We start from the raw sequence: 13495 nt of genomic DNA, 5'->3' as shown, positions 1-13495 counted from the left end.
CTTGCGGGGCGGTGGTGCGCGCCGGAGCTCAGCGGTACGGGTCGCTCTCCCGGTGGCGCAGCCGGTGCACGGCGGCACCGAACGCGCCCGCGATCAGTACTCCGCCCGCGACCAGGGCGGGCACGGAGTCGGAGAAGGCACCGCCGTCACCGGCGCGCACACCGCGCTGGACGACCGCGCCTCCGCACTCGGCGGTGCGGCGCAGCGGTTCGCCACCTGCTTCGTCGCGCGGTTCGCCACCCGCTTCGTCGCGCGGTTCGCCACCCGCTTCGGCACGCGGTTCACCACCCGCTTCGGCACGCGGTTCGCCACCTGCTTCGGCACGCGGTTCGTCGGAGCAGGGCTGGTGGGCGGGCTCCGGAGTCGGCTGGTGGGCGGGCTCGGGAGTCGGCTGGGACGGCTTGTGGTCGCCACCGCCCTGGGCCACGGTGAAGGTCGCGCTCCACGGCGCGCCCTCCCCGCCGGGAGCGGCCGGGCAGGTGCCGTCGACGGTCCACGCCGAGTCATCGCCGAGGGCGTCGGGATCCCCCTCGAAGTTCTCCGCGGGGGCGACATGGGCCGTGCCCCGGTAGGCCGGGCCGGACACCTCGTCGTCGTTGCCGGTCACCTTGTTCAACGGGATCGTACCCTCGTCGAAGGCCTGCGAGGTCGCGTCGATGCTGTCGGGCGGCGACCCCCCGGTCGGATCACAGCTGACCGAGACGGTGACCGTGCCACCGGGCTCCACGGCGGCCGGACCGACCTCGGCGGCGGGTTCGGCGACCCCGACCGGAGCGAACCCGACCAGGGCCGAGCCGGCCAGGACGGCGACGAAGAGTGCGTGACGGGTGCGGCGCATGGCGGGGACTCCTTCGGGCGACGGCGGAACGTCCCTCTGCCATCACAGCCCGCCCCGGGGAACGCCGCGCGCGCCCGGCCCCCATTAGCGGGACAGCACCCTCCAACCGGGTGAACCGCAACGTCTCAGGGGCCGCGGCGACCACTCCCACGGTGCTAGGCGACATCCCGCATGACCTGCTCCCGGACCCGCCCGCAGCACCGGCTGATGAGCCGGGACACATGCATCTGCGAGATCCCCATCTCCTCGGCGATCCGGCTCTGCGTCATGTCCCCGAAGAACCGCATGTACAGAATCGCCCGCTCCCGCTCCGGCAGCGCCGCCAGCCGCGACTTCACCGCCTCACGGTCCACGACCGTGTCCAGCGCCGGATCGGGCGACCCGAGCGCGTCGCTCAGGGAGTACCCGTCCTCACTGCCGGGCAGTTCCGCGTCCAGGGACAGGGCCGTGAAGCTCTCCAGGGCCTCCAGGCCGGTCTTCACGTCCTCCTCGCTCAGCTTCGCGTGCTCGGCGATCTCCGCCACGGTGGGCCGCCGGCCGGAGATGGTCTGGGACAGGTCCTGGGAGGCGAACCGGACACGATTGCGCAGGTCCTGGACGCGACGAGGCACGTGCAGGGTCCACATGTGGTCGCGGAAGTGCCGCTTGATCTCGCCGGTGATGGTGGGCACGGCGTAGCTCTCGAACGCGTTGCCGAGCTCGGGGTCGTACCGGTCGACGGCCTTGACCAGGCCGAGGGCCGCGACCTGGCGCAGGTCCTCGAAGTTCTCGCCGCGGCTGCGGAAGCGTCCGGCGAGCCGGTCGGCCATGGGCAGCCAGGCCTCGACGATCTCGTCGCGGATCGCGTCGCGCTCGGGGCCGGCGGGCAGTGTGGCGAGCCTGCGGAAGGCGTCGGCGGTGTCGGGGGCGTCGTCGTGGGCGTGCTGCTTCGCGCTGGTGTGGATCGGCATGATGCGTCGCAATTCCCTTGCAGGTGCTCTGGGTTGGACGGTCACCGTGGGAGCGCGTCGACTGGTGCGGACCAGGAGCACCGGTGGCGGCGCGATTCGCCGCTCCCACGGACGTGCCTCCTGTCCGAAGCACTGAGGTGCGCCTGCCCCCGGCCCCCGCCCGCAAACCCGGAGAGGTTTTCCAGCGTCGCGCAGGGTGACTCGTACCGATGGCTCTGTCCCCATACGTCCGGGAGGTCGTACATGAGCACCAAGGTCTCCGACCACGTCCTTGAGCGGCTGCGCGAGTGGGGGGTCGAGCAGGTCTTCGGCTATCCGGGCGACGGCATCAACGGCCTGCTCGCCGCATGGGGCCGGGCCGAGAACCAGCCCCGTTTCGTGCAGTCGCGGCACGAGGAGATGTCGGCGTTCCAGGCGGTCGGCTACGCCAAGTTCAGCGGCCGTCTCGGCGTGTGCACGGCGACGTCCGGCCCAGGCGCGATCCATCTGCTGAACGGGCTGTACGACGCCAAACTGGACCATGTCCCGGTGCTGGCGATCGTCGGCCAGACGCACCGCACCGCGATGGGCGGCTCCTACCAGCAGGAAGTGGATCTGCACACGCTGTACAAGGACGTCGCCTCCGATTTCGTGGAGACGGTGACCGTGCCGGAGCAGCTGCCGAACGTGCTGGACCGGGCGATCCGTACCGCGTACGCGCGCCGCTGTCCCACCGCGATCATCATCCCCGGCGATGTGCAGGAGCTCGACTACTCGCCGCCGACGCACGAGTTCAAGATGGTGCCCTCCAGCCTGGACCGCAGCTCGTGGACGGCCGTGCCGTCCGACGAATCGGTACGGCGGGCCGCCGAGATCCTCAACTCCGGTGACAAGGTGGCGATCCTGGTCGGCCAGGGCGCGGCCGGCGCGCGGGCCGAGGTGGAGTCGATCGCCGAGCTGCTCGGCGCCGGTGTCGCCAAGGCGCTGCTCGGCAAGGACGTCCTCAGCGACGAACTGCCCTACGTCACCGGCTCGATCGGCCTGCTGGGCACGCGTCCGTCGTACGAGCTGATGCGGGACTGCGACACGCTGCTGACCATCGGGTCGTCGTTCCCGTACACCCAGTTCCTGCCCGAGTTCGCCAAGGCGCGCGGCGTGCAGATCGACATCGATCCGCACATGGTCGGGATGCGCTACCCGTACGAGGTGAACCTGGTCGGCGACGCCAAGGCCACGCTGGAGCGGCTGATCCCGCTGATCCAGGAGGGGCGCGGGCGCGAGTGGTACGACACGGTGTGCGCGAACGTGACGCGCTGGCGTGAGGTCATGGAGCGCCGTGCGGGACTGGACGCCGACCCGATCAATCCGGAGTACGTGGCCCGCGCCCTGGACCCGCTGCTGCCGGACAACGCGATCGTCGCCTCCGACTCGGGTTCGACGGCCAACTGGTACGCGCGGCACCTGACCATGCGGCCGGGCATGCGGGGCTCGCTCTCCGGCACGCTGGCGACGATGGGCTGCGGGGTGCCGTATGTGATCGGCGCGAAGTTCGCGCACCCGGACCGGCCCGCGATCGCGCTGGTGGGCGACGGGGCGATGCAGATGAACGGGATGGCGGAGCTGATCACGGCGGCGAAGTACCGCCACGAGTGGGAGGACCCGCGGCTGGTGATCGCCGTGTGGAACAACCAGGATCTGAATCAGGTCACGTGGGAGATGCGGGCCATGGAGGGCGCGCCGCAGTTCCTGCCGTCGCAGGCGATCCCGGATGTGCAGTACGCCGCGTTCGCGCGGTCCCTGGGGCTGACCGGTATCCGGGTGGAGAAGCCGGAGGACGTCGAGGCGGGCTGGCGTGCCGCACTGGAGGCGGACGGCCCCGCGGTGGTCGAGTTCCTGACCGATCCGGCCGTCCCACCGATCCCGCCGCACGCCACCTGGGAGCAGATGGAGGCGACCGCCGCGTCGGTCCTGAAGGGCGACGCGGACCGGGGATCGGTGGTCAAGCAGGGCTTCAAGGCGAAGATGCAGGAGTTCCTGCCGGGGCGTGAGAAGAAGTAGCGGTCGCCGCCGCCGGGGTTACGCCGGCCGGTTCGCGCCGGTCGGCGTCGTCCTGTGGCAGCAGCAGCTCCTCGTAGCGGCCCAGCAGCAGCACCACTCCGAGCATGAGCAGCGGAAGCAGCACAGCGAGCATCGCCATGGCGTGTCCTTCCCCAGAGATGAGTGGGGGGTGTGATCCGGGTCTCCCGCAGGCCGTGGCGCAAACCCGTGGGGAGGGCATCGATCCGGGGTGCCGAGCCCGTGTCGGCTCCCGGTGTTCGGGTACGCGGTGCGGACCCCCGAACGTCTGGAGGGAGACATGCAGCGAGGCAGCGACCGGCTGAGCGTCCACCGTGACGACGAGATGAAGCACGAACTCCAGGGGCTGCTCAGGTCCGGGCACCCCACCCGCAGTGAGGAGTGGCACGACCCGGAGCCGGCCGCCGAGGACGACCCCGAGGTCGCGCACGGGCCGGTGACGCCGAGCCGTGCGCCGTCGTCCCTGGAGTCGGTGCGCCTGGAGCTGGCCCGGATCCTGGGCCGCCGGGCGTTCCCCGCGAGCGCGCGCGACCTGGTCCGCGAGCTGCGCGGCCACCAGGCGCCCGACGCCCTCGTCGAGGCCTTGGAGCGGCTGCCGCGCCAGGAGCGCTACGGCAATGTCCAGGAGCTCGCCCAGGCTCTGGTCCGGGCCCGGGAGACGGGACCGGAGGAATACGCGTAGGGACCGCGCCGGGTGTGCCGCGGGCGGGCCGACCGCCCGTGGTGCCCCGTCGGCCGGGGAACGGAGGGAGGGCCCCAGTGATGGCCGCGCTGGTGAAGGACGTGATGACCCCGGGTGTGGTCGCCGTACGCCCGGACGCCTCGCTCGTCGAGGCGGCGCAGTTGATGCGCACCCAGAACATCGGCGACGTGGTGGTGGCCGACGGGCAGGACGTGATCGGCGTGCTCACCGACCGTGACATCACGGTGCGGGCGGTGGCCGACGGTGCCGACCCGATGACGGTGAGCGCGCAGTCGGTGTGCACACCGCATCCGGTGACGGTGACGCCGGACGAGCGGGTGGCGACCGCGGCCGCGCTGATGCGCGAGCACGCGGTGCGCCGCCTGCCGGTGGTGGAGAACGGGCTGCCGGTCGGGATGGTGAGCCTCGGCGACCTGGCCGAGGCCGAGGACCCCGCGTCGGCGCTCGCCGACATCAGCCGCGCCGAGCCGGACGCCCGGGGTGAGGTGTGAGTACCGGAGAGGCGAACGAGACCACAGCCATCCGCAAGAACGAGAGGAACGCGCGGAGCGACGCGGCCCGCTGGAGCGCCGCACGCTCCGGGAAAGGACGTTGAGCATCATGCGTATCGCATTTCTGGTGGCGCCCGAGGGCGTCGAGCAGGTCGAGCTGACCGACCCCTGGCAGGCCGCGAAGGACGCCGGTCACGAGCCCGTGCTGGTGTCGACGCAGGAGGGAGAGATCCAGGCGTTCAACCACCTCGACAAGGCGGACACCTTCCCCGTGGACGAGGTCGTGGGCCAGGCCGCGCCGGACGCGTTCGGCGCGCTGGTGCTGCCGGGCGGTGTGGCCAACCCGGACTTCCTGCGGATGGACGACAAGGCCGTCGCGTTCGTCCGGGACTTCTTCGAGCACGGCCGTCCCGTGGCGGCGATCTGCCACGCGCCGTGGACGCTGGTCGAGGCGGACGTCGTACGCGGCCGGGTGCTGACCTCGTGGCCGAGCCTGCGGACCGACATCCGCAACGCGGGCGGCACCTGGGTCGACGAGCAGGTGAAGGTCTGTGACCACGGTGCCAACAAGCTGGTCACCAGCCGTAAGCCGGACGACCTGAAGGCGTTCTGCGAGACCTTCCTCGACGTCTTCGGCGAGGAGGCCGCCTGATGGCGTCTCCCGCCGACCGGAAACAGCAGCAGCGCGAAGCCTTCACGGCGGACGATCCGGCCGGCGGTCCGCTCACCACCGACCAGGGAGTCGAGGTCGACCACACCGACGACTCCCTGGCGGCGGGCGAGCGCGGTCCGACGCTGCTGGAGGACTTCCACTTCCGGGAGAAACTCACCCGCTTCGACCACGAGCGGATCCCGGAACGGGTGGTGCACGCCCGGGGCGCGGGCGCGTACGGCTACTTCGAACCGTACGAGTCCTGCGCGGAGTTCACCCGTGCGGCGTTCCTCCAGGACCCGGCCGTGCGCACGCCCGTGTTCGTACGGTTCTCGACCGTGCAGGGCCCCAAGGGCTCGGCGGACACCGTGCGGGACGTGCGCGGCTTCGCGACCAAGTTCTACACGTCGGAGGGCAACTACGACCTGGTCGGGAACAACTTCCCCGTCTTCTTCATCCAGGACGGGATCAAGTTCCCCGACTTCGTGCACGCGGTGAAGCCCGAGCCGCACAACGACATACCGACGGGCGCGTCCGCGCACGACACCCTGTGGGACTTCGTGTCCCTCCAGCCCGAGACGCTGCACGCGATCATGTGGCTGATGTCGGACCGGGCGATCCCGCGCAGCTACCGCATGATGCAGGGCTTCGGCGTGCACACCTTCCGGTTCGTCAACGCGGACGGCAAGGGCACGTTCGTGAAGTTCCACTGGAAGCCGCGGCTCGGCGTGCACTCGCTGGTGTGGGACGAGGCGCAGGAGTGCCAGGGCCGCGACCCGGATTTCAACCGGCGTGACCTGTGGGACGCGATCGAGGCGGGCGAGTACCCCGAGTGGGAGCTGGGGGTGCAACTCGTGCCGGAGGAGGACGAGTTCGCGTTCGACTTCGATCTGCTCGACCCGACGAAGATCATCCCGGAGGAGCAGGTGCCGGTGCGGCCGATCGGCCGGATGGTGCTGGACCGCAACCCGGAGAACTTCTTCGCGGAGACCGAGCAGGTCGCCTTCCACACGGCCAACGTCGTCCCCGGGATCGACTTCACCAACGACCCGCTGCTCCAGGCGCGGAATTTCTCCTACCTGGACACCCAGCTGATCCGGCTCGGCGGGCCCAACTTCTCGCAGTTGCCGGTGAACCGGCCGGTCGCGCCGGTGCGCAACAACCAGCGCGACGGCTACCACCAGAGCGCGATCCACTCCGGCACGAACTACTTCCCGAACTCGCTCGGCGGGGGCTGCCCGGCCCACGCGGGCGCCGGGGGAAGTGCGTACACGCATGCCGCCGAACGGGTGGACGGCCACAAGATCCGGCGCCGCAGTCCCAGTTTCCAGGACCACTACAGCCAGCCGGCGATGTTCTGGAACAGCATGGCGGACTGGGAGAAGCAGCACATCGTCGAGGCGTTCCGGTTCGAGCTCGGCAAGGTGGGTGCGATGACCGTGCGGGCGCGTACGGTCGAGCACCTGGCCAAGGTCGACGGGGAGCTGGCGGTGCAGGTGGCGCGGGGTGTCGGGGTGCCGGAGCCGTCCGCCGCGGAGGCCGCGTCCAAGCTGGCCTCCCCCGCGCTCAGCCTGGAGTCGCTGCGCGGGGACGGTTCGATCCGGACCCGGCAGATCGCGGTGCTCGTCACCGACGGCGTGGACGCCGAGCAGATCACCTCCGTGCGGGAGCGGCTGGCCGCCGAGGGGGCGATCGTCGAGGCGCTGGCCGCGACGGACGGGACGATCACCGGGTCCGACGGTGAGACGTACGCGGTCGACCGTGCGCTGCCGACGGTGGCGTCCGTGCTGTACGACGCCGTGCTGCTGCCCGGCGGACCCGTCGGTACCCCGCCGACGGCGGCCGACCCGGACGCGGTGCGGTTCGTCCGGGACGCCTACCGGCACGGCAAGCCGGTGGGCGCGCTCGGCTCGGGCGTGGGCGTCCTGTCGGCGCTGGAGCCCGAGGGGCTGCGGGTGTCGACGGAGTTCCAGCGCGTGGTCACGGACCAGGGCGTGGTGACGGACACGTCGCCGGGTCCGGCGAGCGAGGAGTTCCTGAACGCGTTCTGTTCCGTGATCGCGGCGCACCGGCATTGGGGGCGGGGGCCGGTGCGGCACTGAGCCGGGGGCCGAGGCTGGGCCGGGCCGCGCTTGTGGGGGCGCGGTCCGGCTCGCTTTGTGCTGCGGGGGGGCGTCTTGGGTTGTGCCGGTGGGATGCGGCTCGGGTTGTGCCGCTGCGGACGGGGGTCGCGGTCGTGCCGACGAGGAGCGGCTCGCGTCGCGCCGGTGCCGCCCCGCTGGCGAAGCTGCGGCGCGGGGCCGGGACACGCTAGTGCCGGGCGGGCCGGCTCGGGTGCGCCGACGCGGGCCGGGTCACGCCTGCGCGGTGCGGAACAGGTCGTGACTTGCCTGCGCGGCTCCGCTCGCCAAGCGCCGGCGCGGGCCGGTCACGTTTGCCGTGCGGATCCGGCGTGGGCCGGGCCGCGATGGGCCGGTGCCGGGCCGGGCGGGTGTGCCGGGCCAGGCGGGGGTGCCGGGCCGGGCGGGGGGTGCCGGGCCGGGCGGGGGTGCCGGGCCGGGCGGGTTGCGTCGGTGCTGGTCTGCCAGGGGCTCAGGTGGCCGGGGTCGTGGGGGTCGTCGACTGGCCGCTTCCCCGTTCCCGGGCCCCTTCGCGGGTGCGGCCCGCGGCCACCGGGCGGCGCGGGTTGCGGCGCAGGAACTCGCCCTCCAGCTGCGCCATGCGCTCGTTGTGGGCCCGCAGCGCGTCGTTCGAGCCGTAGAGCAGCGTGTCGTGGCGCGTGCGGTGGATGGTCTCCAGCTCCTTCATGAGCTGCTGGTCGTCCAGCCGGTCAGGGTCCACTCCGGTCATGGTGTTGCCCCGCTCGTCGTGTTCGTTCATGTGGTCCGGGTACCCGCCCGGGGAGCAACTGAGCACTACCCCGAGCGGCATCCGGGAGGGAGCCATGGATCTCGCCTTTCTGCACCCACTGTACGAACACCCCGGGCCTTGGGCCTCGGTGTATGTCGACACCTCCCGGCATACGGAGGCCACCCCCCACGAGCGGCAGCTCACGGCCCGGGCGATGGCCAGGCAGCTGGCCGACCAGGGCGCGGACGAGGCGACCTGCCGGGCCGTGCAGAGCGCGATCGAGGACCTGCGGCACTCTTCCGAACCGCACGGCCGGGCCCTGTTCGCCCGCGCCGGCGAGGTGGTCCTCGACCCGCCGCTGGCCCGTCCCCCGCAGGGCGGCGACTGGGCCGAATGGGCCCCGCTGCCGCGTGTGACGCCGCTGCTGGAGCTGGCCGGCGGGGACCCGGTGTGCGTGGTGGCGTACGTCGACCGCAAGGGCGCCGACTTCGAGCTGCGCAGCGCACTGGGCAGCGACGACGCCGGGAGCGTCACCGGGCGCCAGTGGCCGGTGCACCGGACGAGCTCCGTGGACTGGTCCGAGCGGCATTTCCAGCTGCGGGTGGAGAACACCTGGGAGCACAACGCCGCGGAGATCGCCGACGCGCTCGCCGTGTGCCAGGAGGAGACCCGCGCCGACCTGCTGATTCTCGTCGGCGACGACCGAGAGCGGCGGTCCGTGCACGAGCGGCTGCCCAAGCGGCTGCACGACCTCGTCGTCGAGGCGCCGCACGGCAGCGGCAGCCGGCTCCTCGACGAGGACGTGGAGCGGGCCCGCGCCGAGCATGTGGCGCGGCAGGCCGAGGCGGAGCTGGAGCGGTTCCGGGCCGCCCGGAACCCGGACGACGAGGGCCGGGCCGGAGCCGTGGAGGGCGTGCCCGCGCTGATCGAGGCGGCACGCGAGCGCCGTATCGACGAGCTGCTGATCAGGCCGGACGGCCCGGACGCGCACCGTGAGGTGTGGATCGGCGAGGACCCGGACCAGGTCGCTGTGCGGCGTACGGACCTGAAGATCCTCGGCGAGCAGCACTCCTGGCCGGCCCGGGCGGACGACGCGCTGATCCGGTCGGCCGTGGCGACGGACGCCGCGGCACTGGCCGTCGCGGAGCGCGAGGTTCCGGCCGGCGGACTGGGGGCGCTGCTCCGCTGGAAGTGAACGGGGAGCGGGGCCGGGCCCTCAGCGGGCCCGTTCCACCCTGCGTTCGTCCCAGACCGGGTCCGGGGTCTCGCGGACCCGGCCGTCGCTGCCGAAGACCAGGTAGCGGTCGAAGGAGCGGGCGAACCAGCGGTCGTGCGTGACCGCGAGGACCGTGCCCTCGAAGGCCTCCAGGCCCTCCTGGAGTGCCTCCGCGGACTCCAGGTCCAGGTTGTCGGTCGGCTCGTCGAGCAGCAGCGCCGTCACACCCTGGAGCTCCAGCAGGAGGATCTGGAAGCGGGCCTGCTGGCCGCCGGACAGACGGTCGAACGTCTGCTCGGCCTGGTTCGTCAGCTCGTAGCGGCGCAGCCGGGACATCGCCGCGCCGCGGTCCTGTGCGTGTTCCGTCCACAGGATGTCGAGCAGCGGGCGGCCCTCCAGCTCCGGGTGCGCGTGCGTCTGCGCGAAGTGGCCGGGTACGACCCTGGCCCCCAGTTTCCAGGCGCCGGTGTGCGCCACGTCGCCGCCGGCGAGGAGCCGCAGGAAGTGGGACTTGCCGGAGCCGTTGGAGCCGAGGACGGCGACGCGTTCGCCGTAGAAGACCTCCAGGTCGAAGGGCTTCATCAGGCCCGTGAGTTCGAGTCCTTCGCAGGTGACGGCCCGGACGCCGGTGCGGCCGCCCTTGAGTCGCATCCTGATGTCCTGCTCGCGGGGCGGCTCGGGCGGCGGGCCGGCCTCCTCGAACTTGCGCAGCCGGGTCTGGGCGGCGGCGTAGCGAGAGGCCATCTCATGGCTGACGGCGGCGGCTTGACGGAGCGTCAGCACCAGCTTCTTCAGCTGGGCGTGTTTCTCGTCCCAGCGCCTGCGCAGTTCCTCGAAGCGCTCGAACCGCTGCCGGCGGGCGTCGTGGTAGGTGTCGAAACCACCGCCGTGCACCCAGGCGTCGGCGCCCGCGGGGCCGGGTTCCAGGGAGATGATCCGCTGGGCGGCACGGGCGAGGAGTTCGCGGTCGTGGGAGACGAAGAGGACGGTCTTGCGGCTCTCGGCGAGCCTCTCCTCCAGCCAGCGTTTGCCCGGGACGTCGAGGTAGTTGTCGGGCTCGTCGAGGAGGAGCACCTCGTCGGTGCCGCGCAGGAGGGCCTCCAGGACGAGCCGTTTCTGCTCGCCGCCGGAGAGGGTGCGGACCTGGCGCCACTGTGCCTTCTCATAGGGAATGCCGAGCGCGGCCGTGGTGCACATGTCCCAGAGTGTCTCGGCCTCGTAGCCGCGGGCCTCGGCCCAGTCGGCGAGGGCCTGGGCGTATTTCAGCTGGGCGGCCTCGTCGTCGACGGTCAGGATGGCGTGCTCGGCGATGTCGACGGCGTGGGCCGCCTCGCGGATGCGGGGGGTGGCGACGGACACGAGCAGGTCCCGTACGGTGCTCTCGTCGCGTACGGATCCGACGAACTGCCGCATCACGCCGAGTCCGCCGCCGACGGTGACGGTTCCGCCGTGCGGCTTGAGCTCACCGGCGAGCATGCGGAGCAGGGTCGTCTTCCCGGCCCCGTTGGGTCCCACGAGGGCGACGACGGCCCCCTCCCCGACCCGGAACGACACGTCACCCAGCAGCGCCCTTCCGTCGGGCAGGTAGTACTCCAGATGCGCTGCTTCGAGGTGACCCATGGGCGCGATTGTGCGCGGCGACGGCGCCGCGGGCAAACGTGTTTCCGGTGGGGGTGCGCGCCCGCGCCCGCGGGTGGTCGTGAGTCGGGGCCGCGCCGGGGGTGTCCGTCCTCGGAACGGCGCGATGGGCCTGCGTCGTGCCTCCCCCCACCCGGCCCCGGCTGCAACGGCTCAGACTCGCTCCAGAGGCCGGTGCGGCCCCGCAGGGAGTTCCACCGCGATCGCGTCGCCGGGGCGCACCACGCCCCCTTCCCGTACCACGCTCATGATCCCGGCCTTGCGCACGATGTTCCCCGCCTCGTCGCGCCCCACGACCCGCTTCAGCAGCCCGTCCTGGAAGGTGTCGATCTGCAGGCAGGGGTTGCGCAGGCCGGTGACCTCCAGCACCGCGCTGCCTCCGATGCGCAGCAGCGTGCCGACCGGCAGACCGAGCAGATCGACGCCCTTCGTGGTGATGTTCTCGCCGAGTCCGCCGGGCGCCACCGTGAACCCTTCCGCACCGACCTCGGCGAAGAGCTCCTCGTGCATGAGGTGCACCTGGCGCAGATTCGGCTGGGTGGGATCCTGCGCCATGCGCGACCGGTGCTTGACCGTCACACCGGCGTGCACGTCCCCCTCCACCCCCAGCCCGGCGAGCAGCCTGATGCTGTCCCGGTTCGGCTTGGTGAACGAGTACTGCCCGTTGCTGCTGACCGCTGTCACTCGCCCGCTCATACCTCGGTTCCCCCTCTTCGGTCACGATGATCATCCCTGAGCCTGCCCGCGGACGGTCGGTGTGTCCACCCCCCTCCGGGTACCCGCACCCCATGACGCCCGCCGTCCTGCCCCGCCGCGCGAACCACGGTGCCGTGTGGTTCGCGGCCGCCGCCGCCCTCGCCGCCACCCGCACCCCCCGCGCACGTCGCGCGGCGGCCCGCGGCCTTGCCTCCCTCGGCCTCGCCTCCCTCACCGCCGGCGCCCTCGGGCGCAAGCGGGTGCCGACCGCCACGCTCCCCTCCGGGCACGCCGCCTCCGCCGCCGCCTTCGCGACCGGTGTCGCCCTGGAGTCCCCCGCCTGGGGCACGGTCGTCGCCCCCGTGGCCGCCTCCGTCGCCCTCGCTCGCGTCGGCGGCGGCCCGCACGTCCCGGGCGACGTCCTGGCGGGCGCCGCCCTGGGCGTGGGCGCCGCGTTCGCCGTACGGGCCATGGTGCCCACGCGCGGCCAGGTCGCCCCGCCGGCCCGGCCCCGCGCCGAGGTCCCGGCGCTGCCGGACGGCGCGGGGCTCGTGCTGGTGGCGAACACCGCCGCGGGGAGCGCCGAGCGGGTCCGTGCCCTGCGGAACGCCCTCCCGCGGGCCGAGGTCGTCGAGTGCGAACCAGAAGACGTGCCCGCCGAGTTGGAGAAGGCGGCCGCCCGTGCCCGGGTCCTCGGCGTGTGCGGCGGCGACGGCACCGTGAACACCGCCGCCCGCATCGCGCTCAGGGCTCGCCTGCCACTGGCGGTGCTGCCGGGCGGGACCCTCAACCACTTCGCCTCCGACCTGGGCATCGAGGACGTCCGTGATCTCGCCCGCGCGGTGCGTGCGGGCGCCGCCGTGCGCGTGGACGTGGGCCGGTACTCCTGTGGCGGGGAGCACGGCGTCTTCCTCAACACGTGCAGTGTCGGCGTCTACCCGGAGCTCGTGCGCGAGCGGGAGCGCTTCTCGCCGCTGATCGGCGGCTGGCCCGCCGGCGTGCTCGCGGCCCTGCGCGTGCTGCGGGCCGACCGGCACCCGCTGGAGGCCGAGGTCCAGGGCCGTACGCGTCCGTTGTGGCTGCTGTTCGCCGGGAACGGCACCTATCACCGCATGGGGCTCGCGTCCGGGCGCCGGAGGGACCTGGCGGACGGGCAGCTCGATGTGCGGGTCGTGCACGGCGGTCGCCGGCCGGCGGCCCGGCTGCTCGCCGCCGCCGTCGCGGGGCCGCTGACCCGCTCCCCCGCCCACGCCGCCGTCCAGGTGGGGCGCCTGCGCCTGGACCACGTGGCGCCCGGCACGCTCCTCGCCTACGACGGCGAGGTCACCGAGGTGGAGGGCAGCCTGATCCTGGAGAAGCTGCCCGAGGCGCTGACCGTCTACCGGCCCGTCCCACCTGACTGACAA

Annotated in this window: 13 protein-coding genes; 7 read left to right on the top strand and 6 right to left on the bottom strand. The window is 72.6% G+C overall.

Annotated features, from left to right (window positions below):
- Nucleotides 1-28: 28 nt before the first annotated feature.
- Together ACFZDA_RS04075 and ACFZDA_RS04070 are read right to left on the bottom strand one after the other, a co-directional pair.
- The gene (locus tag ACFZDA_RS04075; RefSeq protein ID WP_391074446.1) at nt 29-838 is read right to left on the bottom strand and encodes a hypothetical protein; all 810 of its coding nucleotides are present in this window, start codon (nt 836-838) and stop codon (nt 29-31) included.
- A gap of 155 nt (nt 839-993) precedes the next feature.
- Nucleotides 994-1788: a SigB/SigF/SigG family RNA polymerase sigma factor gene (locus ACFZDA_RS04070; protein ID WP_391074443.1), complete on the bottom strand. Its 795-nt coding sequence runs from the start codon at nt 1786-1788 to the stop codon at nt 994-996.
- A 243-nt stretch (nt 1789-2031) separates the two neighbouring features.
- Here ACFZDA_RS04070 and ACFZDA_RS04065 point away from each other — a divergent pair, with 243 nt between their 5' ends.
- Nucleotides 2032-3825: a thiamine pyrophosphate-requiring protein gene (locus tag ACFZDA_RS04065; protein WP_391074441.1), complete on the top strand. Its 1794-nt coding sequence runs from the start codon at nt 2032-2034 to the stop codon at nt 3823-3825.
- Here the strand turns inward: ACFZDA_RS04065 and ACFZDA_RS04060 are convergent.
- Nucleotides 3779-3964 carry a hypothetical protein gene (locus tag ACFZDA_RS04060; RefSeq protein ID WP_391074438.1) on the bottom strand — a complete coding sequence of 62 codons (186 nt, stop codon included), beginning with the start codon at nt 3962-3964 and terminating at the stop codon, nt 3779-3781. The two genes, ACFZDA_RS04065 and ACFZDA_RS04060, sit on opposite strands and share 47 nt — an antisense overlap.
- Before the next feature lie 159 nt (nt 3965-4123).
- Here ACFZDA_RS04060 and ACFZDA_RS04055 point away from each other — a divergent pair, with 159 nt between their 5' ends.
- The 4 genes from ACFZDA_RS04055 (at nt 4124) to ACFZDA_RS04040 (ending at nt 7791) form a co-directional block, all read left to right on the top strand.
- Complete coding sequence (locus tag ACFZDA_RS04055; RefSeq protein ID WP_391074435.1) at nt 4124-4525, top strand: DUF2795 domain-containing protein; 402 nt, start codon at nt 4124-4126, stop codon at nt 4523-4525.
- A gap of 80 nt (nt 4526-4605) precedes the next feature.
- The gene (locus tag ACFZDA_RS04050; RefSeq protein ID WP_391074432.1) at nt 4606-5037 is read left to right on the top strand and encodes a CBS domain-containing protein; all 432 of its coding nucleotides are present in this window, start codon (nt 4606-4608) and stop codon (nt 5035-5037) included.
- 109 nt (nt 5038-5146) lie between these two features.
- A complete protein-coding gene (locus tag ACFZDA_RS04045) occupies nt 5147-5689 on the top strand; it encodes a DJ-1/PfpI/YhbO family deglycase/protease (protein ID WP_391074429.1) in 543 nt (180 codons plus the stop codon).
- Nucleotides 5689-7791 carry a catalase gene (locus tag ACFZDA_RS04040; RefSeq protein ID WP_391074426.1) on the top strand — a complete coding sequence of 701 codons (2103 nt, stop codon included), beginning with the start codon at nt 5689-5691 and terminating at the stop codon, nt 7789-7791. The genes ACFZDA_RS04045 and ACFZDA_RS04040 overlap by 1 nt, the downstream gene beginning before the upstream one ends.
- 490 nt (nt 7792-8281) lie before the next feature.
- On the opposite strand, the gene ACFZDA_RS04035 is transcribed toward ACFZDA_RS04040, so the two are convergent.
- Nucleotides 8282-8569 (bottom strand): DUF6158 family protein, encoded by a 288-nt coding sequence (locus ACFZDA_RS04035; protein WP_391074423.1) that lies wholly within the window; start codon nt 8567-8569, stop codon nt 8282-8284.
- Nucleotides 8570-8633: 64 nt separating this feature from the next.
- Between ACFZDA_RS04035 and ACFZDA_RS04030 the strand changes: the two genes are divergently transcribed.
- Nucleotides 8634-9734: a Vms1/Ankzf1 family peptidyl-tRNA hydrolase gene (locus ACFZDA_RS04030; protein ID WP_391074420.1), complete on the top strand. Its 1101-nt coding sequence runs from the start codon at nt 8634-8636 to the stop codon at nt 9732-9734.
- A gap of 21 nt (nt 9735-9755) precedes the next feature.
- Here ACFZDA_RS04030 and ACFZDA_RS04025 read toward each other — a convergent pair whose 3' ends face one another.
- Entirely contained in the window at nt 9756-11375 is a 1620-nt protein-coding gene (locus ACFZDA_RS04025; RefSeq protein WP_391074417.1) for an ATP-binding cassette domain-containing protein, read from the bottom strand.
- Nucleotides 11376-11546: 171 nt separating this feature from the next.
- Entirely contained in the window at nt 11547-12089 is a 543-nt protein-coding gene (locus ACFZDA_RS04020) for an MOSC domain-containing protein (protein ID WP_391074414.1), read from the bottom strand.
- A 26-nt stretch (nt 12090-12115) separates the two neighbouring features.
- On the opposite strand from ACFZDA_RS04020, the gene ACFZDA_RS04015 reads away from it, so the two are divergent.
- Nucleotides 12116-13492, top strand: coding sequence for a diacylglycerol kinase family protein (locus tag ACFZDA_RS04015; RefSeq protein WP_391074411.1), 1377 nt, complete (start codon nt 12116-12118; stop codon nt 13490-13492).
- Nucleotides 13493-13495 lie beyond the last annotated feature (3 nt).

The organism is Streptomyces sp. NPDC007991 (genome assembly GCF_042958445.1).
GTDB lineage: Bacteria > Actinomycetota > Actinomycetes > Streptomycetales > Streptomycetaceae > Streptomyces.
This window is presented reverse-complemented; position numbering and strand designations above follow the sequence as displayed.